The 25696-nt window shown below is 60.6% G+C and carries 23 protein-coding genes; 17 read left to right on the top strand and 6 right to left on the bottom strand.

The genetic code is table 11. From position 1 onward, the window contains the following. Positions 1–23 precede the first annotated feature (23 nt). The 6 genes from NJ69_RS11050 to vioA form a co-directional block, all read right to left on the bottom strand. On the bottom strand, positions 24–3539 hold the full coding sequence (locus NJ69_RS11050) for a glycosyltransferase (RefSeq protein WP_167335969.1): 3516 nt from the start codon (positions 3537–3539) through the stop codon (positions 24–26). A gap of 20 nt (positions 3540–3559) precedes the next feature. Beyond that, complete coding sequence (locus NJ69_RS11045; RefSeq protein WP_039578969.1) at positions 3560–4543, bottom strand: hypothetical protein; 984 nt, start codon at positions 4541–4543, stop codon at positions 3560–3562. After that, a complete protein-coding gene (locus tag NJ69_RS11040; protein ID WP_205419286.1) occupies positions 4536–5261 on the bottom strand; it encodes a WbqC family protein in 726 nt (241 codons plus the stop codon). The genes NJ69_RS11045 and NJ69_RS11040 overlap by 8 nt, the downstream gene beginning before the upstream one ends. Continuing rightward, positions 5255–5959, bottom strand: coding sequence for a class I SAM-dependent methyltransferase (locus tag NJ69_RS11035; RefSeq protein ID WP_039578964.1), 705 nt, complete (start codon positions 5957–5959; stop codon positions 5255–5257). The genes NJ69_RS11040 and NJ69_RS11035 overlap by 7 nt, the downstream gene beginning before the upstream one ends. Positions 5960–6031: 72 nt before the next feature. Next, positions 6032–7300 carry an ATP-grasp domain-containing protein gene (locus tag NJ69_RS11030; RefSeq protein ID WP_039583236.1) on the bottom strand — a complete coding sequence of 423 codons (1269 nt, stop codon included), beginning with the start codon at positions 7298–7300 and terminating at the stop codon, positions 6032–6034. 4 nt (positions 7301–7304) lie between these two features. Then, positions 7305–8423: a dTDP-4-amino-4,6-dideoxy-D-glucose aminotransferase VioA gene (gene vioA, locus NJ69_RS11025; RefSeq protein WP_039583235.1), complete on the bottom strand. Its 1119-nt coding sequence runs from the start codon at positions 8421–8423 to the stop codon at positions 7305–7307. Between the two features lie 302 nt (positions 8424–8725). Between vioA and NJ69_RS11020 the strand changes: the two genes are divergently transcribed. The 17 genes from NJ69_RS11020 (at position 8726) to NJ69_RS10940 (ending at position 25690) form a co-directional block, all read left to right on the top strand. After that, positions 8726–9661, top strand: coding sequence for a ketoacyl-ACP synthase III (locus tag NJ69_RS11020; RefSeq protein WP_039578961.1), 936 nt, complete (start codon positions 8726–8728; stop codon positions 9659–9661). A 414-nt stretch (positions 9662–10075) separates the two neighbouring features. Continuing rightward, the gene (locus NJ69_RS11015; RefSeq protein ID WP_039578960.1) at positions 10076–10504 is read left to right on the top strand and encodes a hypothetical protein; all 429 of its coding nucleotides are present in this window, start codon (positions 10076–10078) and stop codon (positions 10502–10504) included. A gap of 667 nt (positions 10505–11171) precedes the next feature. Then, positions 11172–12020 carry a flagellin domain-containing protein gene (locus NJ69_RS11010; protein WP_039578958.1) on the top strand — a complete coding sequence of 283 codons (849 nt, stop codon included), beginning with the start codon at positions 11172–11174 and terminating at the stop codon, positions 12018–12020. Positions 12021–12091: 71 nt separating this feature from the next. Continuing rightward, positions 12092–12451, top strand: coding sequence for a flagellar protein FlaG (locus NJ69_RS11005; protein ID WP_039578957.1), 360 nt, complete (start codon positions 12092–12094; stop codon positions 12449–12451). 83 nt (positions 12452–12534) lie between these two features. Next, on the top strand, positions 12535–13959 hold the full coding sequence (gene fliD, locus NJ69_RS11000) for a flagellar filament capping protein FliD (RefSeq protein WP_039578956.1): 1425 nt from the start codon (positions 12535–12537) through the stop codon (positions 13957–13959). A 134-nt stretch (positions 13960–14093) separates the two neighbouring features. Continuing rightward, positions 14094–14489 carry a flagellar export chaperone FliS gene (gene fliS, locus NJ69_RS10995; protein ID WP_029612422.1) on the top strand — a complete coding sequence of 132 codons (396 nt, stop codon included), beginning with the start codon at positions 14094–14096 and terminating at the stop codon, positions 14487–14489. A 15-nt stretch (positions 14490–14504) separates the two neighbouring features. After that, positions 14505–14801 (top strand): flagellar protein FliT, encoded by a 297-nt coding sequence (locus NJ69_RS10990; protein ID WP_029612421.1) that lies wholly within the window; start codon positions 14505–14507, stop codon positions 14799–14801. A gap of 167 nt (positions 14802–14968) precedes the next feature. Further along, positions 14969–16444 (top strand): transcriptional regulator FleQ, encoded by a 1476-nt coding sequence (gene fleQ / locus NJ69_RS10985; RefSeq protein ID WP_039578953.1) that lies wholly within the window; start codon positions 14969–14971, stop codon positions 16442–16444. A gap of 207 nt (positions 16445–16651) precedes the next feature. Next, on the top strand, positions 16652–17872 hold the full coding sequence (locus NJ69_RS10980; protein ID WP_039578950.1) for a sensor histidine kinase: 1221 nt from the start codon (positions 16652–16654) through the stop codon (positions 17870–17872). After that, on the top strand, positions 17869–19239 hold the full coding sequence (locus NJ69_RS10975) for a sigma-54-dependent transcriptional regulator (RefSeq protein ID WP_039578949.1): 1371 nt from the start codon (positions 17869–17871) through the stop codon (positions 19237–19239). The genes NJ69_RS10980 and NJ69_RS10975 overlap by 4 nt, the downstream gene beginning before the upstream one ends. Positions 19240–19345: 106 nt before the next feature. Continuing rightward, a complete protein-coding gene (gene fliE / locus NJ69_RS10970; RefSeq protein ID WP_029612419.1) occupies positions 19346–19678 on the top strand; it encodes a flagellar hook-basal body complex protein FliE in 333 nt (110 codons plus the stop codon). 14 nt (positions 19679–19692) lie between these two features. Next, entirely contained in the window at positions 19693–21483 is a 1791-nt protein-coding gene (gene fliF / locus NJ69_RS10965; protein WP_039578948.1) for a flagellar basal-body MS-ring/collar protein FliF, read from the top strand. Beyond that, complete coding sequence (gene fliG, locus NJ69_RS10960; protein WP_029612418.1) at positions 21476–22495, top strand: flagellar motor switch protein FliG; 1020 nt, start codon at positions 21476–21478, stop codon at positions 22493–22495. The genes fliF and fliG overlap by 8 nt, the downstream gene beginning before the upstream one ends. Before the next feature lie 78 nt (positions 22496–22573). Continuing rightward, positions 22574–23338 carry a flagellar assembly protein FliH gene (fliH, locus tag NJ69_RS10955; RefSeq protein ID WP_039578947.1) on the top strand — a complete coding sequence of 255 codons (765 nt, stop codon included), beginning with the start codon at positions 22574–22576 and terminating at the stop codon, positions 23336–23338. Continuing rightward, positions 23328–24686, top strand: a complete 1359-nt coding sequence (gene fliI / locus NJ69_RS10950; RefSeq protein WP_039578946.1) for a flagellar protein export ATPase FliI — start codon at positions 23328–23330, stop codon at positions 24684–24686. Before fliH ends, fliI begins: the two co-directional genes overlap by 11 nt. Positions 24687–24691: 5 nt before the next feature. Then, positions 24692–25144, top strand: coding sequence for a flagellar export protein FliJ (gene fliJ / locus NJ69_RS10945; RefSeq protein WP_039578945.1), 453 nt, complete (start codon positions 24692–24694; stop codon positions 25142–25144). Positions 25145–25390: 246 nt separating this feature from the next. After that, positions 25391–25690, top strand: coding sequence for an STAS domain-containing protein (locus tag NJ69_RS10940; protein WP_039578943.1), 300 nt, complete (start codon positions 25391–25393; stop codon positions 25688–25690). The last annotated feature ends 6 nt before the right edge of the window (positions 25691–25696 follow it).

Genomic DNA, 25696 nt, shown 5'->3' with positions numbered 1-25696 from the left:
ACCAAGGGTCGCATCCAGGGCTGCTAGGATTGCATCCAACTGCGCAGGCAGACCTCACGGTGAACAGCGTCGAAGAAGCCTGTCCCTTCGACCACCTGACGTAGCCGTAGCCCTGCTGCCCTGGCGTTCTGTGGTGCTTGCAGGTAGGCGTCCACGGCCTCGATCCAATGCTCACTGCGGTTGGCGACGAAGGTCATCGGCCAATCACGGACTTGCGCTTGATCGTCATTGCTGATGATCGCCACGCCACTGGCAGCTAGGCGCAGGGCCAGCTCCGGGGGTGGTGATACGCCAGGCGGCATGGGAATGAGTGCGAGGTCGAGCGCCAGGCTGTGCAGCAGTTCGGGCTGGGAGGTTATGTCTTGAGGATGGACTTCCTCGACCAGTGGCGCCAAGTGCGCGGGTACGTCTCCCCAGAGCACCCAGTGCGCGCGCCCTGCGCAGGCACGTAGTATCGGCTCGACCATTGCCAACGTTTCCAACTGCACCGGACAGCCGATTCGCAGTTTTTCTGGCGAGGGTCGCGCGATCAAGGGCTTCTGCCACGGCGGCATCAGACGCGTGGCTCGTACCCGAACATCTGCGTGCATGTGCGCCAGATCGTGCGCCAGTTGCTCAGTCGCCACCACAACGCGATCAACCACTGCGAGGGCATCATGCAGGAGTTGCCAGGCGCGCTCGTCCTGGGGCAGTTCCTCAACTTCCAATACTTTGAACGCCGAATGCCGAGCGTAATCAGTGCCAACGGTCGCAATGCGCGCCGAATCGGCGACGTGCGCGAACACCACGACATCCGGGTTCAAGCGTCCCAGTTCCGGGCCAGAGAGCAATACGGGTATCGAGCAGCCGTCGACTTGGCCATGCTCAAGCAACTGCTCGAATGTGTCGATGCATCGCTGTGGACGTTCGCTGTCAGGATGCACCAGGACGACGGGTAGTGGACGCCAGCTCAGTGGACGCCAAGTCAGTGCGTGTAGGGCGGGAAGTTCGTGGCCTGCGCCTCGCAGCGACAAATTTTTGTTGTAAGCAGGATCGCGTATCAATGAGTCATGCCAGCGAGCATGCAAGTTGTGTTCGTCCTGTCGCAGACGTACACGCAGATCCGGTTTGCGTAGCTCACCGGTCCAGCCGTCCACACGCTCGCAGGCCACCAGGGCGCGGGCGTTCCAGACGTTCAGCAGGCCCTGAGCACTGGCACGCAGGCACAGGTCGAGGTCATTGAAACGCAGTGCGAAGGCAGACTCGTCCATGCCGCCAAGGGACTCGAAGAGTTCGCGCCTGATCATCAGGCACGCGCCGCTGACTGCGCTGACATCGCGGTCCACCAGCAGGTACTGCAAATAGCCTGCTTCGCTGTTCTCCAAGCCGACTCCGGGACTGGCAGCGCTGCCGTTCAATCCCAATACATAACCTGCATGGGCGAGCTTGCCTTCGATGTCCAGCAACTTCGGCGCGACCACGCCGACTTCCGGACGCATTGCGTGGTTGAGCAGATGTTCCAGCCATTGCTCGTCGAACGCCACGCAGTCATTGTTCAGCAACAGCAGGAAGTCGCCCTGTGCGTGGCGGGCGCCGAGATTGTATAGCGCGCTGAAGTTGAGTGCGGCCTCGTCGCGAATGACCTTGATCAAACCCTGCCCGGCTACCACGAGCTGTTCGAGCCACTCCTGCAGCGCAGGACTCTGACTGGCGCTATCGAGCAGTATCAGTTCGAAAGCGCTGTAGCGCGTCTTCGACAGTAGGCTGTCGACGCAACGCCGTACCAGGTCCAACTGATCGCGTACCGCAATCAGGATCGAAACCGTAGGTTGCCCAGAATGGCTGTAGTCGATGTGGTAGTGGCGCGGCGGGGTTTCCAGAACTTGTGCCTGAGGGTAATCACGCGCGACGAGATGACGACGAATCTGGGCGACCTCATCAGGGTTCGCTGACATGTCAGCGGCATCGCAGATGACCAGCGGCTCATCCAGGTGACCGATGCCGTCGAGGCCGTGAGCCTCGATCAGGCGCAGAATGACGCCGAGTTCAAGGGCGTTGGGAAGCTGCCTGTCGAAACCACCGACCTGTAGCAGCAGGTCCCGGCGAATGATCCAGTGCCGGGCCATTATTGCCGGTATCGACAGCAGGTAATCCAGATTCATGTCTGGGCGCAGGACCGGGCTAGCTCCACCCTGAGTGCGATAGATTTCATCGGCGTAGAGCATGCGGCAGCCCTGCGCACCGGGCAATTCGAGATCCAGCATGACGCAGCCACTGGGCAGTAACTCCTCGCCCGATTCCATCAGCAGCAACCATTGGCCGTCATCGTGCTCGGCAATCTGGTTGAGCAATCCGACCTCGGGTTCGCCGTCGATCCACTGAACATTACTGGCGAGCAAGGAGGGTAGCGGCTGTCGACTGACGACATAGACGCGCAATTGCAGTGGGCTGCTGGTACTCCACAGCGCCAGGCTTTCCAGTGTGTCACTCAGCGCCCGGTATTCGCCGCTGTTGTCGCTGACGACCACGCTCAGGCGTGTCTGGCCAGTAAGTGCGTTACGCTGCACGTCGACGAGTGCTCGCTGTACTGGAGTGAGCTGGCGATGAAGCAACCAATCACGGACGCTGGGCGTTTGGCTGGTTGCCGAATGCTCCGCTGCCACCCGCTGGGTATGGCCGATGAAGGCTTTGAGTTGAGGCCAGAATTCATCCTCCATGCGCAGAAGTCGCTGGCGGGCTAGACCCACCGAATGACGTGCGCGCTCGATTCCTCCAGGTTCATCGAGCATGGCCGCGCCAGCGTCGCCAATATGTTCGGTGAACGGCAGTTCATGCACGTGGCCGCCGCGCAGATAAATCACCGGGCAGCCGCACATCAACGCCATGGTGCAGGTGGCCGAAATTTCGTAGGTGTACAGGGTTTGTGCGCTCTGGAACAGCACGGCGAGCTCTGGGAGGGTGCGCGGATTGCTCAGGCTGAGCACTTGTACATCTGCTGGCAGCAAGCTGTAGTCCACCTGTTGTGCATCGAACCGATGCAGGTACAGGTAGTGGCCGCGTCGGGCAATCGGCTGCACGGGTGGCGCGAACAGCGTCGAGTCGATGGTCGGCAGGGTGAGTATGTCGTGCAGGAGCTTGCCATCGGCAAAGTCGTGGGCGTAGTAGTAATAGAGGTCGCTTTTTTGACCGCCCACCTCCAGGCCGTTGAGGAAGCCGTCACGGTTGAGCATGTAGCGTACTACCACGGGACTGCTCAGAGGATTTCCGCTGATGACCTCGGGATAAACGGCGATGGGCGACACCCCTCGGACCTTGTGCACGTGCCGTACCACGTCCGTCAAGGCAGGTGTGCGCAGGTTGGGATTGACCACCGTGCAGCCCACCACATAGGCCTCCTGCCCGCTGATGTTCAGCGCATGACAGAGAAAGTGCATGACGCATACACCCGAGGACGTATCGCGGTAGTCGGGGGCGTAGATATAGTAAGGATTACCCTGTGTCCGGTGAAGCGCTTGCGGAATCATTAAATGTCCTGTTGCTAGGCTGGTCCACAGGGCCATGCCGTTATCGAAAGAGGCGCTCAGCATGTGGCCATGTGCCAATGCACGCGGTCGATAAGCCTCTGCATGTGCTCTTGGTGGTATCGCTGGTCGACAGGCAGAGGCAATACACAGCCTGCCAATAGCCTTTCCACGTTCGGGCTTTGCGCAGCATTCACCACTTCCGGCCAATAGCAGGGGATGAATATGCGCTCTTCCCGCAGCGCTTGGCGTACGTACTGCGCCTGTGCCGGAGAGCCGAGCAGCAGTGGATAGCTCAGCGCGGCTACCTGGGGCGCAGTAACGCCGGGCTTGAAGAGGTTGTCGCGGTCGAACGCTTCGCACAGGTGGATGAAGTTGTCTCTCCGGCGGTCGGCGATGATGGCGTAGTCCAAGCTGTCGAGCAGGCGCCGAGTACTTTGCGACATGGCCGAAACAGGAGCTTGCGCCAAGGCTTTTTCAGCTTCGGTAAAAGCGAGATAGTGCTCTTCGGGAGCGGACTCCAAGCGTCCCAGCAGCGCGCCGAAGCGGTCTCTGGATTGGCTCTGTGGCAATTCCTTCAACCGCTCTGGAGGGTTGGCCAGCCATCCACCGTCGGCGACGCCGACGAATTTTCGTGGAGAGTAGAGCGTGGAGATACCTGGCAAGGGCGTGCTGAACAGGGCCTGCGAGTTATCTACAATCAGGCGATCGCCATAACGGGGGGCAAGCACTTCTCGGACATAAGTGTCCTTCAGGCCGAAATAGTTGACGTAAAGCAAGCGCTCGTCCGCCTTCAGTGCCGGCAGTTGCAGTAATTCGAAATCCATGTCGATCGCGTAGGGCTTAGGTCGGCTGCCTGCGACTTGAGCGGCCTCCACTACCGCTTGACAAATGTAGTAGGGCAGATACAGGCAAGGGGCGGCACTCGCCTCCAGCAACGCCGTCAGTGCGGAACGGGCGCAGTTGAAGCCAACGGCGTCTGGATACGGCGTCAGGCCTGTTCGCAGTTCCAGTTCGAAATAGCCGCCGATAGCCTCAAGCATTTTTGACGATCCCTTGTCTGGCCCATTCACCAACGGTGTGCGCCGGGTTGAACATCAAGGCGTCGAGAATGGACAGTCCTGGCAGGAACTCATGGCTGCCTTGCTGATAGCTCGGTAGCCGTGCCTGGAGCAGTTGCAACTGCATGCCCGCCGCGCTGAAGGTGTCGGAGTCGTACAGAAAGGCGCCTGCTGAGGGATTCAAGTAATGGCTGGCGCCCACGGCTGTCATCAGCTCCAGCACCCGCGCCTGACCGCTCAGGCCTACTCCGTCTCCCAACTCACTGGCGCTGATGATTGGCGTGGTCACGCCGATCAAGTCGCAGCTGGCTTTGAGCATGCGAACGTTGAGCTCGGCGATACTCGAGGCGGGCTCTTCGAGCAACGGTTGCAACCACGAGAGCACGAATGGCGCGTTGGGCGCCTTGCGATAGGCATTGGCGAGTTTGTTAAGGATGCCGCGCACATCGAATACCTTGCTGATTCGTTTGCGCAGAATTGGCGCGGTATGGCTGCTTTTCTCAAGCGCAACGCTGAACCAGCGCGGTTCACCGTCCAGCAGGTAGCGGTTGCGCTCGATCCAGCCATTCTTGATGAATTGCGCAGTGTCATAGCTGACGAAAAGGTCCGCTGCGCCCAGAAGTTGGTAATAACCCAAGTAGGGAAGCAGGTAGGGCTGCATCAACACCACACGCTTGCGAGGGCTGCCAACATTCAGCATTGCTGATACACCCCTAGCCATGAAGAGGTGACGCCCACATGCCCGTTAGAGGCCCGCCATGCTAGATCCAGCCCTCGATTGATCCATCGGGTAAACGGATGCAGCACGCTTTTCTCGACATAGAAGGATCGCCACAAGCGTGTTCTGTACGGGTCTCGGAAAAAGTAGATGTCGCTCAACACGATGCGCTCGCTTGCGCCGAATGAGAGTGGTGCGTTGGATTGCCCAAAGGCGTGACGGATGCTCTGCGGATAGTAAGGCCGCACGTGAGAGAAGTCGTGAAAGAACCGCTCTCCCAGAACTGGGCTAATGAGTACCAGACGCCCGCCTGGTGCAAGCAGGTCGATCAAACGCTTGAGCAGCGTCAACAGTTGTGTCGGATCTAGATGTTCAACCAAGTGACTCAGAAAAATAACATCGAAGCTTTGCTGAAGCGGGGCGAGCTCGGACTCGTGATAGGCCTCGAAGCCTTCTTCGATGGCTTGATTGATGTAGTCCGGATTGATGTCCACTCCTACTGGCTGCAGGCCCCACTCTCGAAACAGGCGTAGATATTTCCCGCGTCCCAGGCCGTAGTCCAACACGCTGAGCGATTGACGCCTGTTTGCCGACCACTCGCCCAACAATCTTTTCACGCGCTGGGTTTCCAGCGTTTGGTAGTGTGCCGGATAACGCTTGCTGTCCAACAGCTCAAACATGAGGAGCCTCTCGACGGAGGAAAAGTTTTTTTTTGAATGAAGTAGACGGTAGACGCATAGCCTTGAAGGCAATCATGAAATGAACTCCAAAGCATCGACATCGAACACTGGAATACCGCAGTGGGTGGCCACATCCACGCGTTCAGGGAAATGGTTATCGATGAAAATAGCCTTGCCGACGATGAATGAGGATTTGGCGCGGCCGTCGGTAATATGAATGATGTCGTCAAACAGTTCGGCGGCGATGCGTGCTTTGCGCAAGGCAATCAAAGGATCGCCAGCGTGGCGGGTAAGCAGCACCAACCGCTTGCCTCTAGCTAGCATGCGGTAGAGAAAGTGCAGTGTTGAGGCAATGGCCAGGCCGTCGCGAATTACGGTTTCGTCGAAATCGATGTAGATCGTATCGAAGGGCTGAGTTATTTGCGCCAGGGTGAGAATACGTCGTTCGACCAGGTCGACAGCGTATTGAGGTAAGACTCTGACTTTACGGCCCATGTAATCATGCACCGCCATCAGTGGCAGGTTCACCCCGCGTGCGCGCTGAGCCACCATGGATCCTGCCACCCGGCAACTGATCTCCAGCAGCTTCCACTGGCCCGAGTGGTCGCGTTTGAGTTGGAAGAACCAGGGGCCACGCAGTCGTAGGCGTTGGTTGATCACTTCTGCGATCTGCGTGATCTGCGGGTCTGCTGCCGGGAACGTGCTGCGCATGGAAATGCCGGCTCTCACGCGCTCGCGAGTGCGTGGGCCGACCCAGCGCAGCGCGTGTTCGAAATCGGTGAAGCAGTCCACGGTGGCTTCTTCGCCAGGCAGGTACTCAATCAGCAAGGGCAGCGTTGTGGCTGCCATTGTCGCCAGGGCTGCCTGGGGATCGGCTACGAGCGCGAAACCTTGTCCGCCCTGGCCGAGGTCTGGCTTGACCACAGCGGGCCAGTGCACCACCTGCGCCGCGTTGGCATAGACATGAGGTACCCACGGTTGGTCAGCGAACTCAGCATAGGTCAGCGACTTGCGTCGAGCGATGGCGCATGTCCGCGCGTCATCATTGATCAGCCCGACGTTGAAACGCTCCCTGGATTGACTCAGATACGCCTGGACGGTGTCATGGGTAGCGAACACCAGATCAATCTGCCAGTGGCGGAGCAACGCGACGAACGCGTCGTCGAATTCAGGGGCATCAATGCGAGGCAGATCACCCTGGTAACGTTCGTACAATTGGCGCCCATGATCGTCGACGCTCGAGGCACCATGGAGCCGCACATGGACCGAATGGATCAGGGCTTGATGAATTTCCGCGGCGTTTTCCGAACCGCAGGGGAAGACCAGTACGTTGAGTGGCATGTATTCAGCTCTGCCGCGCAGCATGGATCACTGAGATGATGCGCTCTTGGCTAACGATGTCGAGGTCCGGATAAATCGGTAGGCACAGCACTCGTCGAGAGGTGCGCGTGGCAATCGGCAGACGGTCGGGGCGGGCACTATCAAGATTGCGATACATGGGAAACTCGCTGATCAACGGGTAGAAGTAGCGCCTCACCAAGATATCCTGCTCCCGGAAACGATCGTACAAGGCATCGCGGTCGATGCCGAAGGTCTCGCTATCGACCATGATCGGGCAGTAGGCATAGTTCCAGTCCAAGTCATGCGCTGGGGCGATCAGATCGATGCCGGGCACGTCTTGCAGAGCGGATCGATAGCGCTCGAATATCTGTCGACGGGTCACCAGCGCCTGATCGATGTAGCGCAATTGCAGAAGGCCGAAAGCGGCCTGTAACTCGTTCATCTTGCCGTTGATGCCAGGCGCCACCACCGTGATCTCATCGGCAAACCCGAAGTTCTTCAAGTAGTCGATACGTCGTTTGGTTTTCTCATCCTGACAAACGATCGCACCACCTTCGAACGTATTGAATACCTTGGTGGCATGGAAGCTGAGCACCGAGACGTCGCCATGGTTAAGAATGCTTTCTCCATGCCATCTCACGCCGAAAGCGTGAGCGGCATCGTAGATCACTTTCAGGCCGTAGGTATCGGCGATCGCTTGGATTTCTTCGAGGTCGCACGGAATGCCGTAGCAGTGAACCGGCAAGATGGCGGTGGTATTGGGCGTTATCGCCTCGACGATGCGTTGCGGGTCTAGGTTGTTAGTATGCGGGTCGATATCGACGAACACCGGTTTGAGGTTGTTCCACAGAACGGAGTGAGCTGTGGCAACGAACGAATAGGGCGTGGTGATGACTTCGCCCGTAATTCGCAGGGCCTGTAACGCAGTGACAAGCGCCAGAGTACCGTTGGAAAACAGTGAAATGTAGCGGACCCCCAGATGGTTGGCCAACTCCTGTTCAAGCTGCTGGTGGAAACGACCGCAGTTGGTCAGGAACCGGCTTTCCCAGATCTGCTCCAGGTAAGGCACATAGCTCTCCAGCGGAGGCAGCAGCGGGCTTGTAACGGGGATGGGTTTCACCATGGACATGGCTCGCATTGACTACAGCTTAAGAGATTGCCGCATCGAGCGGTAATGCGCGTGCAGACAGGTGCCTGGGCGTCATTTAAACGACGATTCAGGCGCTATCGATGGGCTCAAGCAAGAATTTGGCCAACCTCGGGCGTCCAGATAAATGGCAAATGACCGTGCAACCGTGACTTGGCAGTCTAAACGGGCATCTCTACTCTATTGAGTCTGCGGGAAGGACCGTCACCACGGCAGCTCAGTCCATTTTGCGTGGACTGGACCCCGCGAAATTTCGCCATGTCTATCGGGAAGCCATAATGATTGGCATCAAAAGCATCGCCAGTTACGTACCTGTCGAAGGCGTCGACAACTACGCCCAGGGTGCGAAGTTCGGCAAAGATCAAGATTTCATTTTCGGCAAGATCGGGTCGACTTTTTTGCCGCGCAAGCATGTCGGCCAGGAAACCTCCGATCTATGCGTGGAGGCTGCCCAAGCGCTTTTCGCCGCCAATCCGTCGCTGGATCCTGCCAGCATCGATGCTGTCATCGTCGTGACCCAGAATGGTGACGCCGAAGGCCTACCGCATACCGCGGCTATCGTTCAGCACAAGCTTGGCCTGTCAACCCACGTTGCCGCTTTCGATGTGTCTCTGGGTTGTTCAGGCTATGTTTATGGCCTCTACGCCATGAAAGGTTTTATGGAAGCCGCGGGCTTAAAGAATGGCCTGCTCATCACTGCCGACCCGTACTCGAAGATCGTCGATGACGAGGATCGCAACACCTCCATGTTGTTCGGTGATGCAGCCACGGCCACCTGGATGACCCAGGGCGCTCACTGGCAGTTGGGCAAGTCCCTGTTCGGCAGCGACGGTGCAGGTGCCGAGCACTTGCGCACTACCGACGGCAAGTTTTTCATGAATGGCCGCCAGGTCTACAACTTCGCGTTGTCCAAGGTGCCGGCTCATTTGACCGCGCTGCTCGAAGCAAGCCAGGTGGACGCCGCGGATGTCGATATGTTCTGTCTTCATCAGGGCAGTGCCGCGATCGTTGATGCAGTGTCTCAGCGCTTCGAGGACGGTGAGTACAAGGCGCGTTTCGTAAAGGACATGCTCGAAACTGGTAATACCGTGTCGTCGAGCATTCCGTTGCTGCTCGAGAAACATGTGCTCGACTCGTCCCACAAGCGAGTTGTGATCTGTGGCTTTGGAGTCGGGTTGTCCTGGGGGTCGGCGGTCTTGGAGCGAACGGACTGAGTTCGTTGCCAGGCGTTGAAAGCGCTGATCGTCAATGCGATTGGCGTTTTGGCGTTTCTAGGTGGTTCCCGATAATGAAGTGCATTGTCGGGATTTGAGCTCTGCTCATGAATCTTTCCCAGGAGTATCTTTTGGCGCACAGGCGCGCTGTTGATGTGAACCTGTCGGCCCGCTCCGGCATGAGGGTGTGTGTCGCCACCGCTTGAAGAACCAGTCGGTAAGGGTTTGGCCGCCATATTGATCATGATCAGCGCACTTCGATGCTAGTGGACGTATCGTTGCGGTGCTTGATGCTGCCTTCTGTGTGGCGGCTGTTCTGTTGATGTCTGCTGCGGACCGTCAGCGGTCTGGGTGGTCTGAGACTCATCTCAACTGGACTTTCAAAGTTGAAAACTGATCAATCAAGGAGGACTTATGTTCAAGCTCGCGTGCGGAATTGTGGTGGCGATATCGATGGCTCCAGCACTTGCAACGGCAAGTGAAGCATCTCCCGTAGGGTCGTGGCAGTTCGCTTATTACCACGTGCCGAGCGGCGCTTTTTATGCCAACCAGACCATTTGCTTCAAGGAAGACAAAACATGGTATTCAAGCACGCAGGCCAACTGGAAGGGTGCATGGTTCCAGAGTGGCGATGACCTCCAGTGGTACGGTAGTGTGCCTATGAATGGAGTGGGGAGTGCCAATAATATCGCCACCATTTCGATCGGTAGGTTTACTGATGCAGGTGCCATGGGTGGCATTTACACGGAGTGGGCGGCGCCCAGCGCGCTACCTCTGGGGTGGGACAAGCACTACACCTACAAAATGACGTTCAAGGGCGCTGCGTGCGGTGCGCCCAAGTAGTCATGTGATCCCCGTTGACCTGAAGGCTTATTGCCTTGCGTGATAATCCATTCAGGTCGACGATTTTCGCCTCTGGCTGTGTCCGGAACTGGGTTGCAGTCCGTTCGTGCTCGCTTGCACGGGTGGAGGCGCTTAAGCGTACTTCGGTAATCGAGCTAAGTAGGGTGGTGAAGGGTAGGCCCAGTCATGGGGCGGGTGACCTGATGACTCCTTCATTGGGATCTTGTTGGCGGTGTCGAGCGATCAGGATCATCAGGTGGGGCCGCGGGGTGGCTGCGCTTGAGGTACGTGGGTGCGCCCCTAGTTGTTGAAAATCGCTCCCGATGCCGTATTTGCATTGTTGCGTCGAGCGGGCGGGAAGCAGGCTTTTAGGTGTGGTCCGTCCCCCGTTACCCGCGCAGTGGAGCCATTATCCTTTTTCGCAGGGCGGAGAAGTGATTCAGGGCTGTCTGCCTATCACCTCATTTCTGTCCCCTGAGTGGGCGGTGTTTTTCTGGCGTCAAACCCTTGATTTCACTGGGGTAGCATCAGGCCAGTAAAAAAATTCTGAAAATCCCTAAAGCAAACCGCCCGGACGACGATAACCATTACGAAGGTTCTCTAGGCCACACACCCGGCAGTTGCCAGGGCCGGAAGCCGCAGTACCCAATCCAACGAGGAATTCGTCATGGCTTTGACCGTAAACACCAACACCACCTCTCTGGGCGTTCAGAAAAACCTGAACCGTGCTTCCGACGCAGTAAGCACCTCGATGACCCGTCTGTCTTCCGGCCTGAAAATCAACAGCGCCAAAGACGACGCCGCTGGCCTGCAGATCGCTACCCGCATGACCTCGCAGATCCGTGGTCAGACCATGGCGATCAAAAACGCCAACGACGGTATCTCGATCGCTCAGACCGCTGAAGGCGCGATGCAGGAACAAACCAACATCCTGCAGCGTATGCGTGAACTGGCCGTTCAGTCGCGAAACGACTCGAACAGCTCGAACGACCGTCAAGCCCTGGACAAAGAGTTCCAGTCCATGGCTTCGGAACTGACCCGTATCGCCAACAGCACCCAGCTCAACGGCAAAAACCTGCTGGACGGCTCTGCTTCGGTCATGACCTTCCAAGTTGGCTCGAACACCGGTGCTTCCAACCAGATCACCATTGACCTGAGTGCCAAGTTCACCGCTTCGGACCTGGGTGTCACCAGCTCGATCAACATCCAGGGTTCGGACAGCACCACCGCCGAGTCGAACTTCAGCGCCGCTGTTTCGGCCATCGACAGCGCTCTGCAGACCATCAACAGCAACCGTGCTGACCTGGGTGCCGCGCAGAACCGTCTGACCAGCACCATCAACAACCTGCAGAACATCAACGAAAACGCCGAAGCCGCTCGTGGTCGTGTACAAGACACCGACTTCGCTGCTGAAACTGCCCAGCTGACCAAGCAGCAAACTCTGCAGCAAGCGTCGACCTCGGTTCTGGCCCAAGCCAACCAGCTGCCTTCGGCAGTCCTGAAGCTGCTGGGCTAATCTCTAGCTAGCGGTAAGCGGGGAAGCGCTGTCCAGGCGCTTTCCCGCTGTCTATTTACGAGGTGGTGGACATGGACATGAGCGTCAAGCTGAACCTGTCTTACCCGGCCCCGCGCGCGGCCGAACAGGTGCCCGAAAAGCAAGCGCCGCTGACCAGTCAGCAGCGTGACGATCGCGACGACAAGAAAGATGCTCAGGTGCCGCACGGTGCCGACAACGTCAAGCACGCCGTCTCGCAAATCGAAGAATTCATGAAGCAGACCCGACGCAATTTGCAGTTTTCCACCGACGAGGAATCCGGCAAGATCGTGGTCAAGGTCATCGCCAGCGAAACCGGCGAGCTGATCCGTCAGATTCCTTCCGAGGAAGCGCTGCGGATCGCTCACAGTCTGAGCGATGTCAAAAGTGTGCTGTTCGACGCTAAAGCCTGAAGGCGTTAGTGCGATAACCCGTTTTTTCCAATGCCTGTCCCGCCGCCCTCGGGCAGAGCATCATCACCAAGAGGGACTTCTGCATGGCTAGCCCGATCATTCCTTCCTCAGGTCTAGGCTCTGGTCTGGATATCGGCAGTATCGTCAAGGTGCTCGTATCTGGCGACACCTCTGCCAAGCAGGCGCAGATCAAGCGTCAGACCAGCAATAACAGTGCGATGATTTCTGGCATCGGCTCGCTGCGCAGCGCCCTGACGGCGTTCCAAGACGCCATGAAGAAGCTCAACGACAAGAATGCCCCTTCTTTCAACGCCTTCGCTGCCACCTCGGGCAATGAGTCCGTGGTGAAGGTCAAGTCCAATAACACGGCGGTGTCTGGCAACTACGACATCGTGGTCAACAAGCTTGCCACCAGCTCCAAGGTCGCCAGCCAGCAGTTCTCCAACGGCGCCAACAGCGCGATCAATGCCGGCGACATGACCATCACTCAAGGTGGCAGCAGCTACAAAGTCACCATCGGCAGTGGCGCGACGCTGCAGACTGTGCGTGACCAGATCAACAAGGAAATGTCCGCCAACGGCATTTCCGCGAACATCATCAATGAATCTGGCGGCTCACGTTTGGTGCTGACCTCCACCAAGACGGGTGCGGGGAACGACATTTCAGTGGGGGGTATCCCAGACCTCACCATTGACGGTACTAAGCAGATGTCCGGTACTGGCGGAGGATTCATCAATGCCTTGGCGCAGGATGCAGATCTAACTGTCGATGGTCTGAAGATCACCAGTGCTACCAACACCATCGACAAGGCGATCAGTGGTATGAGCCTGGAGTTGACGGGCGTCAGCGCCAAGGCTGCCGATGGCACGGGCACATCGACTCGTCTGACCGTGGCCCAGGACAATGATGGATTGAAAAAATCCATTCAGGGCTTCGTTGATGCCTACAACACTTTGCAAAAAGCCGTCACCTCCCTGACCGCCACCAGCAAGCAGACGCAGGATGGCAAGGAAGTAACCGTACTCGGCCCCCTGACCAACGACCCTACCACCCGCTCGTTGCTATCGGACATGCGCGGTGTGCTGAGTCAGGCGGTTTCTGGGGGGCAATTGAATAGCCTGAGCCAGTTGGGTATCAACACGTCGAAGGACGGGACCCTTGAGTTCAATAGCATCAAGTTCACCGCTGCGATGGATGACAAGAAGCTCGGTGGGGAGGTGCAGAACCTTTTCACCAGTGACAACGGCATCTTCGCACTGATGAACAAGGCTATCGATCCGTATAACGCCACTGATGGCAGCTTGGCGACACGCAAGTCCAATCTGGACAAGGTCGCCAAGAACCTCAGCGACCAGCAGACCGCTCTTGATCGTCGTACCGATTCGCTCACCGAGTCACTGACGCGCAAGTTCGTGGCCCTCGATACCGCTCTAGGCAAGATGAAGGCTCAGGCCAGCCAGATCAACTCGATCTTCGAGGCGCTCAACGCCCAGCAGAAGAACAGCTGATCCTGGCGGTTGTGACAAAGGCCTGGCCGCGTCATATTGACGCGCCAGGCCTTTTGCATTGTCGCTAAAGTTTTTTCACATCGCGGCGATACAGCAGGTATCCGTCATCTTTTTCGCTGCAACGAGGTAGATCCATGAACCCGATGTTGGCCCTTCGGCAATACCAGAAAGTCAACGGTGTTGCACAGACCTCCGAAGCCAGTCCGCACCGTTTGGTGCAGATGCTGATGCAAGGCGGTCTCGACCGTCTGGCGCAGGCCAAGGGCGCGATCGCGCGAAGGGATGTGGCGCAGAAGGGTATTCTGATCGGCAAGGCCATCGACATCATCGGCGGCCTGCGCGAGGGTCTGGATCTGGAGAATCATGCCGACAGCCTGACCGACCTGGACAACCTCTACCAATACATGAGCCGCCGTCTGATTGAAGCCAACGTGAACAGCGATCCGGCGATCATCGACGAAGTGGCGCGGCTGCTGATCACCGTCAAGGAAGGCTGGGACGCCATTGGCGATCAAGCCGCTGCCGAGTAATACCAGGAGACGCACATGAGCGAAGTGATTGCACGTATCGAACAAACCCGCGATGCCTTGCTGGCTGCGTTCGCTGAACGCGACTGGGAAGCGGTGGGGGAGCTCGACCTGGAGTGCCGCGTGTGCGTCGATGAGATCCTGGCCGAGGCCCACGAACACGATGCTCAGGTCAGGAACAGCCTGGATGAATTGCTGGGGGTTTACCGGCAATTGATTGAGGTTGCAAGTGGTGAACGTCAATCCCTCGTCGATGAGATGTCGCAGATCCGCCAGGCAAAAAACGCGACAAAGGTATACCATCTGTTCAGCTGATCGCTGGGCAATGCAAGAAGCTGCGCGCCATTAATTTGACTGTGTGCTGTTTTTTGACTTAACTAGTGGCTGTTTTCGAGTTTCAGACGTCTGATCCTCACGACGGATGTCTGAATGAAGTCGATAACGCCTGCGGGCGCCGAGATGACTAGGGAAGTTGGTATTGAATGTGGCGTGAAACCAAGATCCTTCTGATCGATGACGACAGCGAACGCCGCCGCGATCTGGCGGTGGTCCTGAATTTTCTCGGCGAAGACAACCTCTCCTGCTCCAGCCTGGACTGGCAGCAGACGGTGGAGGCATTGTCTTCGAGCAGGGAAGTTCTCTGCGTGCTCATTGGCGCGGTAAGCGGGCCGGCCGGGGTGCTGGGCTTGCTTAAGACCGTCACTGCTTGGGATGAGTTCCTTCCAGTGTTGCTTTTGGGCGAAATATCTTCCGCTGAGTTTCCTGAAGACCTGCGCCGACGCGTGCTTTCCAATCTGGAAATGCCGCCTAGCTACAGCCAGTTGCTCGATTCGCTGCACCGTGCCCAGGTCTATCGCGAGATGTACGACCAGGCGCGTGAGCGTGGTCGTCAGCGCGAACCCAACCTGTTCCGCAGCCTTGTCGGTACCAGCCGGGCCATTCAGCATGTGCGCCAGATGATGCAGCAGGTGGCTGACACCGACGCCAGTGTGCTGATCCTCGGCGAGTCCGGCACCGGCAAGGAAGTGGTCGCCCGTAACCTGCATTACCACTCAAAGCGCCGCGAGGCGCCGTTCGTGCCGGTCAACTGCGGGGCGATCCCGGCCGAGTTGCTGGAGAGCGAGCTGTTCGGTCATGAGAAAGGCGCCTTTACCGGCGCCATCACCAGTCGAGCTGGGCGCTTCGAGTTGGCCAATGGCGGTACGCTGTTCCTCGACGAGATTGGCGACATGCCGCTGCCCATGCAGGTCAAGCTGCTGCGGGTGCTGCAGGAGCGGACCTTCGAGCGGGTTGGCAGCAACAAGACCCAGAGCATCGACGTGCGTATCATCGCCGCGACTCACAAGAACCTCGAGAACATGATCGAGGAAGGCACCTTCCGAGAAGACTTGTATTACCGCCTCAATGTCTTCCCCATCGAGATGGCGCCGCTGCGCGAACGGGTCGAGGACATTCCGCTACTGATGAACGAGCTGATTTCGCGTATGGAGCACGAGAAGCGCGGCTCGATCCGCTTCAACTCGGCCTCGATCATGTCGCTGTGCCGCCATGGCTGGCCGGGTAACGTGCGCGAACTGGCCAACCTGGTCGAACGCATGGCGATCATGCATCCCTACGGGGTGATCGGCGTCGCCGAGTTGCCGAAGAAGTTCCGCTACGTCGATGACGAAGATGAGCAGTTGGTGGACAGCCTGCGCAGCGATCTGGAAGAGCGGGTGGCGATCAACGGCAACACGCCGAACTTCTCCAGCCACGCCATGCTGCCGCCTGAGGGGCTGGACTTGAAGGACTACCTGGGCAGCCTTGAGCAAGGACTGATCCAGCAGGCGCTGGATGATGCCAACGGCATCGTCGCCCGTGCCGCCGAACGCCTGCGCATCCGCCGCACCACGCTGGTGGAGAAGATGCGCAAGTACGGCATGAGCCGTCAGGGCGGAGAGGAACAGGCCGAAGACTGAGTTCCCGGTACCAGATGCAACTCCTTTGGGCTGCCTTGCAGTCCATCACGACACAAGGCCGCTTAGATTTTCTGGCAGCGGCCTTGTGTCGTGATCGGGTCGCGAAGCGGTCCCACGATTGCAAGCAAACCCCATCCCCGGCACGGCTATTGCTACACCGCAGGCGAAGTACCGTTTTTATGACGGTCAGCCATGCGAGAGAGCACGATGCCCCAGGCCGCCCCTATTTCCCGACTCCATGATGCGTCAGGGCGAGTTCCGGTCGAGCAGGACAGCCGACCCGGACTCGACCACGCCGTCGCCCTGTTCGATCAGGTTTCCACTCAGCTCAGCGAGTCCTACACCTTGCTCGAGGCGCGGGTCACCGAACTCAAGGGTGAGCTGGCAGTGGTCAGCGCCCAGCGCATGGCGGAACTGGATGAAAAGGAGCGTCTGGCCAACCGTCTGCAGCACCTGCTCGACCTGCTGCCCGGTGGTGTGATCGTGATTGATGGTCATGGCCAGGTGCGCGAGGCCAACCCGGCCGCCTGCGACTTGCTCGGTGAGCCGCTGGTTGGGGAGCTGTGGCGCCAAGTGATTGCGCGCAGCTTCGCCCCTCGCGAAGACGACGGCCATGAAGTGTCGCTGCGCGACGGCCGGCGCCTGTCCATCGCGACGCGTTCGCTGGATGCCGAGCCTGGCCAATTGGTGCTGATCAACGACCTGAGCGAAACCCGTCGGCTGCAAGAGCAGTTGGCGCGCCACCAACGTCTGTCATCGCTGGGGCGCATGGTTGCTTCGCTGGCACATCAGATCCGCACGCCGCTGTCGGCGGCCATGCTTTATGCCAGCCACCTGGCGGATGACCAGGGCACCCTGGCGTTGGACACCCGCCAGCGTTTTGCCGGTAACCTCAAGGAGCGCCTGCACGAACTGGAGCACCAGGTGCGCGACATGCTGGTCTTCGCGCGCGGCGAACTCCCGCTGAACGATCGCGTCACGCCCAAAGCGCTGTTCCAGGCCCTGCAGCACGCTGCCCAGCCCCACGTTCAGGGTCATGCGGTGCGCTGGCAGTGCGATACCCACCTGGGCGAGTTGCTGTGCAACCGCGACACGCTGGTCGGCGCGCTGCTCAATCTCCTGGAAAACGCCGTGCAGGCCAGCACCGCACCGGCCCGGCTCAAAGTGCATCTGCTGCGCCGTGAACAGAACCTGCACCTGAGTGTCAGCGATGCCGGCAGTGGCATCGAGCCGCAGGTGCTACAGCGCCTGGGCGAGCCTTTTGTCACCACCAAGTCCACCGGCACCGGATTGGGCCTGGCTGTGGTCAAGGCCGTGGTCAAGGCGCATCAGGGCAGTCTGGCGCTGCGTTCTAAAGTGGGTCGCGGCACGTGCGTGCACGTCGTGCTGCCGTTGATTGCCGCCCCTGGCGCGCAGGTACTGGCATGACCAAGGTATTGCTGGTCGAGGATGACCGGGCCCTGCGCCAGGCCTTGAGCGACACGTTATTGATCGGCGGATTCGCCCATCGCGCGGTGGGCAGTGCCGAAGAGGCGCTGGCGGCGGTGAGCGAAGAGGCTTTCGGCCTGGTGATCAGCGACGTGAACATGCCGGGGATGGATGGTCACCAGTTGCTGGCCCAGCTCCGGCGCCAGCAGCCGCAGTTGCCGGTCTTGCTGATGACGGCCCACGCGGCAGTCGAGCGTGCGGTCGATGCGATGCGTCAGGGCGCGGTCGATTACTTGGTCAAACCGTTCGAGCCCAAGGCGCTGCTGAGCCTGGTCGAGCGGCATGCCGCCGGCCATCTGGAGGCGGCAGAGGAGGGGCCGGTGGCCTGCGAAGCGGCGAGCCGGCAACTGCTCGAGCTGGCGGCTCGGGTGGCGCGCAGTGACTCGACGGTATTGATTTCCGGCGAGTCCGGCACCGGCAAGGAGGTGCTGGCGCGCTACATCCACCAACAATCGTCGCGGGCCGCGCAGCCGTTCGTGGCCATCAACTGTGCGGCGATCCCCGACAACATGCTCGAAGCCACGCTGTTCGGGCATGAGAAAGGCGCCTTCACCGGCGCCATCGCGGCCCAGGCCGGCAAGTTCGAGCAGGCCGAGGGCGGTACGCTGCTGCTCGACGAGATTTCCGAAATGCCGTTGGGTCTGCAAGCCAAACTGCTGCGGGTGCTGCAGGAGCGGGAAGTGGAGCGGGTCGGTGGACGCAAGCCGATCGCCCTGGACATTCGTGTGCTGGCCACCACCAACCGCGACTTGGCAGGCGAGGTGGCCGCCGGACGGTTCCGCGAAGACCTCTATTACCGCCTCTCGGTGTTTCCCCTGGCCTGGCAGCCGCTGCGCGAGCGCCGCGCCGACATCCTGCCGCTGGCCGAGCGCCTGCTGGCCAAGCATGTGCTGAAGATGAAGCACGCCCCGGTGCGCCTGTCCGCTGACGCGCGTCATTGTCTCCAGGCGTACGCCTGGCCGGGGAACGTGCGCGAGCTGGACAATGCGTTGCAGCGCGCCTTGATCCTGCAGCAGGGCGGGGTGATCGAGGCGGCGGATTTCTGTCTGGCGGGTGCCATTCCCTTGTCGCCAGTCAAGGATGCCACTATTGAGCCATCATGCGCTGAATCCAGTGCCGAGTCCAGTGGCCTGGGCGATGACCTGCGCCGTCACGAATTTCAGATGATCATCGACACCCTGCGCGCCGAGCGTGGTCGTCGCAAGGAGGCCGCCGAGAAGCTGGGTATCAGCCCCCGCACCTTGCGCTACAAGCTGGCGCAGATGCGCGATGCCGGCCTGGATGTGGAAGGTGGCCTGTACGGTTGAATGCTGGGTAAAGGGACACTCCGCCAAGGCTGGCACCTTTGTTGCTTTAACCGTCTTACCCGCTGCATCGGTGTCAAAAAAATGCGGCCGCCGGAGAGAGAAGTTCATGAGCCAAGGTGTTGAATTCAATCGTCTGATGCTGGACATGCGCGCGATGCAGGCCGATGCCATGTCGCTGCCCAAGGTCGCGGCTGCGCCCGAGCTCGCGCCAGGCCAGAGCAGCTTCGCCGACATGCTCGGCCAGGCCATCAACAAAGTCAGCGATACCCAGCAGGCGTCCAACCAGCTGGCCAACGCCTTCGAGATCGGCAAGAGCGGTGTCGACCTCACCGATGTGATGATCGCCTCGCAGAAGGCCAGTGTCTCTTTCCAGGCGCTGACCCAGGTACGTAACAAGCTGGTGCAGGCGTACCAGGACATCATGCAGATGCCGGTTTGAGGGCGCGTTGAGTCATGGCCGAAGCAGTCGTCGATAACGCCCCCGCCAAGAGCGGCCCGCCCGCGGCCAAGCCGCCGCTGTTCGGCATGGCGTTCCTGGAAAACATTTCGCGTATGCCCATGCTGCGTCAGGTCGGCCTGCTGGTCGGTCTGGCTGCCAGCGTGGCCATCGGCTTTGCCGTGGTGCTGTGGTCGCAGCAGCCCGACTACCGTCCGCTGTATGGCAGCCTGGCCGGCATGGACACCAAGCAGGTCATGGAAACCCTGGCCGCTGCCGACATCCCCTATACCGTCGAGCCCAACTCCGGGGCGTTGCTGGTCAAGTCCGACGATCTGTCCCGGGCGCGCATGAAGCTGGCGGCTGCCGGCGTTGCACCGAGCGACGGCAACCTGGGCTTCGAGATCCTCGACAAGGAACAAGGGCTGGGCACCAGCCAGTTCATGGAGGCGGCCCGCTATCGCCGTGGCCTGGAAGGCGAACTGGCGCGCACCATCTCCAGCCTCAACAACATCAAGGCCGCCCGCGTGCACCTGGCGATCCCGAAGAGCTCGGTGTTCGTGCGCGACGAGCGCAAGCCCAGCGCCTCGGTGCTGGTGGAAATGTACCCTGGGCGCAGCCTTGAGGCCGGTCAGGTGATGGCGATCGTCAACCTGGTTGCCACCAGTGTGCCGGAACTGGACAAGTCGCAGGTCACCGTGGTCGACCAGAAGGGCAACCTGCTCTCCGACCAGTTGCAGGACACCGCGTTGACCATGGCCGGCAAGCAGTTCGACTACACCCGGCGCATGGAAGGCCTGCTCACCCAGCGTGTGCACAACATCTTGCAGCCAGTGCTGGGCAACGACCGCTACAAGGCTGAGGTGTCGGCTGACGTCGACTTCAACGCCGTCGAGTCCACCTCCGAGCAGTTCAATCCCGACCAACCGGCGTTGCGCAGCGAGCAGTCGGTGAACGAGCAGCGCGCCAGCGGCCAGGGGCCGCAGGGCGTGCCGGGTGCGCTGAGCAACCAGCCACCGGCCGGCGCTGCGGCGCCTGAGAACGCCAGGGCCGGTGCAGCCCCAGCCGGTGCCATCGCGCCCGGCCAGCCGCTGGTCGATGCCAACGGCCAGCAGATCATGGATCCGGCCACCGGCCAGCCGATGCTGGCACCGTACCCAGCCGACAAGCGTCAGCAGAGCACCAAGAACTTCGAGCTGGACCGCTCCATCAGCCATACCCGTCAACAGCAGGGGCGTTTGACCCGCCTGTCGGTGGCGGTGGTGGTGGACGACCAAGTCAAGGTCGGCGCCAATGGCGAGAGTACTCGCGCCCCTTGGGGGGCCGAAGACCTGTCGCGCTTCACCCGCCTGGTGCAGGACGCGGTGGGCTTCGATGCCAGCCGCGGTGACAGCGTGACAGTGATGAACGTGCCGTTCTCCGCCGACCGCGGCGAAGTGCTGGCCGATATCCCGTTCTACTCGCAGCCCTGGTTCTGGGACATCGTCAAGCAGGTGCTGGGCGTGGTGTTCATCCTGGTGCTGGTGTTCGGGGTACTGCGCCCGGTGCTCACCAGCATCACCGGTGGCGGCAAGAACGTGGCCGGCGACCCCGACATGCAACTCGGCGGTATGGGCGGCATGGGCATGATCGGTATGGACGGCGAGGTCGGCGACGACCGCGTCAGCCTGGGCGGACCGAGCAGCATCCTGCTGCCGAGCCCAAGCGAAGGCTATGAGGCGCAACTGAACGCAATCAAGGGCCTGGTGGCCGAAGACCCGGGTCGTGTGGCCCAGGTCGTCAAAGAGTGGATCAACGCCGATGAGTGACAACCGAGCCATTACCGCCAAGCTGAGCCGCGTCGACAAAGCGGCCATCCTGCTGCTGTCGCTGGGCGAGACCGACGCCGCCCAGGTCCTGCGCCACATGGGGCCCAAAGAAGTGCAACGGGTCGGTGTGGCCATGGCGCAGATGGGCAACGTCCACCGCGAGCAGGTCGAGCAGGTGATGAGCGAGTTCGTCGAGATCGTCGGCGACCAGACCAGCCTGGGCGTCGGATCCGACGGCTACATTCGCAAGATGCTCAACCAGGCCCTGGGCGAAGACAAGGCCAACGGCCTGATCGACCGCATCCTGCTCGGGGGCAACACCAGCGGCCTGGACAGCCTCAAGTGGATGGAGCCGCGCGCCGTGGCCGATGTGATCCGCTTCGAGCACCCACAGATTCAGGCCATCGTGGTCGCCTATCTCGACCCCGACCAGGCCGGTGAGGTGCTGAGCAACTTCGACCACAAGGTGCGCCTGGACATCGTTCTGCGCGTGTCGTCGCTCAACACCGTGCAACCGGCGGCGCTCAAAGAGCTGAACCAGATCCTGGAAAAGCAGTTCTCCGGCAACTCCAATGCCGCGCGCACCACCTTGGGCGGCATCAAGCGCGCCGCCGACATCATGAACTTCCTCGACAGTTCGGTCGAAGGCCAGCTGATGGACGCGATCCGCGACATCGACAGCGACCTGTCCGAGCAGATCGAAGACCTGATGTTCGTCTTCAACAACCTGGCCGACGTGGACGACCGCGGCATCCAGGCCCTGCTGCGCGAAGTGTCTTCCGACGTGCTGGTGGTCTCGCTCAAAGGCGCCGACGAGAAGGTCAAGGACAAGGTCTTCAAGAACATGTCCAAACGGGCCTCGGAGCTGCTGCGCGACGACCTCGAGGCCAAAGGGCCGGTGCGGGTCAGCGACGTGGAAACCGCGCAGAAGGAAATCCTCACCATCGCCCGGCGCATGGCCGAGGCCGGCGAGATCGTGCTCGGCGGCAAGGGCGCCGAGGAAATGATCTAAGGCCGCTTGCCTGGCTGGCGAACCGCCGCGCCTGCACGGTGCGGCGTCGGTCGAACACGGTTTTGAGTGCCTGAGAACATGACCACCAAAGAACACCCCAGCGACCTGATCCGCGCCCGCGACCTCGAGGGCGTCGATGTGTGGGCGCTGCCCAGTTTCGACCCTGCCCCCGCGCCGGAACCCGAGCCGGAGCCCGAACCGCAACTGGTCGAGGAAATCGAAGAAGTACCGCTGGAGGAAGTCCAGCCACTGACCCTCGAAGAGCTCGAAGCGATTCGTCAGGAGGCCTATAACGAAGGCTTCGCCACGGGCGAGCGCGAGGGCTTTCACAGCACCCAGATCAAGGTTCGCCAGGAAGCCGAGCAGGCCCTCGATGCCAAGCTGCAAAGCCTGGAGCAATTGATGGCCCATCTGCTCGAGCCGATCGCCGAGCAGGACGCGCAGATCGAAAAATCCCTGGTGCACCTGGTGGCCCATGTCGCCCGCGAGGTGATTGGTCGCGAACTGCGCAGCGATTCCACGCAGATCGTCCAGGTACTGCGCCAGGCGCTCAAGCTGCTGCCGATGGGCGCCGAGAACATTCGCATCCACCTCAACCCGCAGGACTTCGAGCAGGTCAAGACTTTGCGCGAGCGTCACGAGGAGCGTTGGAAGCTGCTCGAAGACGAGTCGCTGCTGCCTGGCGGCTGCCGTATCGAGACGGCCCATAGCCGCATCGATGCGAGCATGGAGACGCGCATGGAAAAAGCCGTGGCGCAACTGTTCGAGCAAGGCCACGAGCAGACCCTGCATCCTGCGTCGCCCGATGTGTCCGTCGAGCTGGATGTGCCTGATGCGCCTTGAACGCACCAGCTTCGGCCGCCGCCTGAGCGGTTATGCCGACGCGGTGAAGCTGCCCGAGCAGCCAGTGGTCGAAGGCCGCCTGCTGCGCATGGTCGGCCTCACCCTCGAAGCCGAGGGGCTGCGCGGGGCGGTGGGCAGTCGCTGCAAGGTGATCAACGACGACAGCTACCACCCGGTCGAAGTCGAGGCCGAGGTGATGGGCTTCGCCGGCAGCAAGGTGTTCCTCATGCCGGTTGGCAGCATCGCCGGCATCGCGCCGGGCGCGCGGGTGGTGCCGCTGGATGACAGCGGCCGCCTGCCGATGGGCATGAGCATGCTCGGGCGGGTGCTCGATGGTGCCGGTCGCGCCCTCGACGGCAAGGGCGGGATGAAGGCCGAGGACTGGGTGCCGCTGGACGGGCCGGTGATCAACCCGCTCAATCGCGATCCCATCAGCCAGCCGCTGGATGTCGGTATCCGCAGCATCAATGGCCTGCTGACCGTCGGGCGCGGCCAGCGCCTGGGCCTGTTCGCCGGTACCGGCGTGGGCAAGTCGGTGCTGCTGGGCATGATGACCCGCTTCACCAAGGCCGACATCATCGTGGTCGGGCTGATCGGCGAGCGCGGGCGCGAGGTCAAGGAATTCATCGAGCACATCCTCGGCGAGGAAGGGCTCAAGCGCTCCGTGGTGGTGGCGTCGCCCGCTGACGATGCGCCGCTGATGCGGCTGCGCGCGGCCATGTACTGCACCCGCATCGCCGAGTATTTCCGCGACAAGGGCAAGAACGTCCTGCTGCTGATGGACTCGCTGACCCGATTCGCCCAGGCCCAGCGCGAAATCGCCCTGGCCATCGGCGAACCGCCCGCCACCCGGGGTTATCCGCCGTCGGTGTTCGCCAAGCTGCCCAAGCTGGTGGAGCGGGCGGGCAATGGCGAGGCCGGTGGCGGCTCGATTACCGCGTTCTACACCGTGCTGTCCGAGGGCGATGACCAGCAGGACCCCATCGCCGACTCGGCGCGCGGTGTGCTCGATGGGCACTTCGTGTTGTCGCGCCGCTTGGCCGAGGAAGGTCATTACCCGGCCATCGATATCGAAGCCTCGATCAGCCGAGTGATGCCGCAGGTGGTGGATCACGATCATCTGCGCCAGGCGCAGAAGTTCAAGCAACTGTGGTCGCGCCTGTCGCAGAGTCGCGACCTGATCAGCGTCGGTGCCTATGTGGCTGGCGGCGATCCGGAGACCGACCTTGCCATCGCCTTGCAGTCCAAGCTGGTGGGCTTTCTGCGCCAGGGGCTCGACGAGAGTACCGGCATGGCCGAAAGCCGTGAACAGCTGGGCAGCATCTTCGCACCGCCTTCGGGTAGCTGAGCGGCGTGGCCCTGCCCAGTCGTGCCGCGCGTCTTGCGCCTGTGGTGCAAATGGCCGAGGAAGCCGAGCGCAAGGCCGTGCAGCGCATGGGCCAGTTCCAGCAGCAGGTGGCCCAGGCCCAGGCCAAGCTCGCCGAGCTGGAGCGCTTTCGTGAAGACTACCAACAGCAGTGGATCAACCGCGGCAGCCAGGGTGTGGACGGCAACTGGCTGGTGAACTACCAGCGCTTCCTAGGCCAGTTGGAAACCGCCATGACCCAGCAGCGCCAGAGCTTGACCTGGCATCAGAACAACCTGCGCAACGCCCGCGATGCCTGGCAACAGGCCTATGCGCGGGTCGAGGGCCTGCGAAAACTGGTGCAGCGCTACCTCGACGAAGCACGCCGCGCCGAAGACAAGCGCGAGCAGAAGCTGCTCGACGAGTTGTCGCAGCGCTTGCCCCGGCAGAGCCCTTTCTAGGCTTTGTTTGAAAAGTCTTGAGACGAAGGTCAGGCAAGGCGAAAACCGCCGAGGAACGGTCGGAGTCGCGCTCGACTTTACAGGTTGTAAATGAGCATTCCGGCCGGGCTGGCGATCCAGGCGGTTTTCAACGCAGCATCACCGAGTATCAAGGCTTTTCAGACAAAGCCTAGGACTTGCGCTTGCGGCGCAACCAGCTGCCTGCTACACCTTCCTCACTCCCCGCCATCAACGAAGGAATCGCGCATGGCAGTCGAATCTGTTTATTCAGCGGACGAAGAACAGCTGACGATCACGATCAAGGGCCGTTTCGATTTCGGCCAGCACCAGGCCTTCCGTGAAGCCTACGAGCGCCAACCGGCCAAGCGCGTCGTCATCGACCTCAAGGACGCCACCTATCTGGACAGCTCGGCCCTGGGCATGCTGCTGTTGCTGCGTGACCATGTCGGTGGCGACCACGCGCGCATCAGGGTGATCAACACCAGCCCTGACGTGCGCAAGATCTTCGCCATTTCCAATTTCACAAGCCTGTTCGAGATTCACTGAGGCCGG

This window comes from Pseudomonas parafulva (genome assembly GCF_000800255.1).
Lineage (GTDB): Bacteria > Pseudomonadota > Gammaproteobacteria > Pseudomonadales > Pseudomonadaceae > Aquipseudomonas > Aquipseudomonas boreofloridensis.
This window is presented reverse-complemented; position numbering and strand designations above follow the sequence as displayed.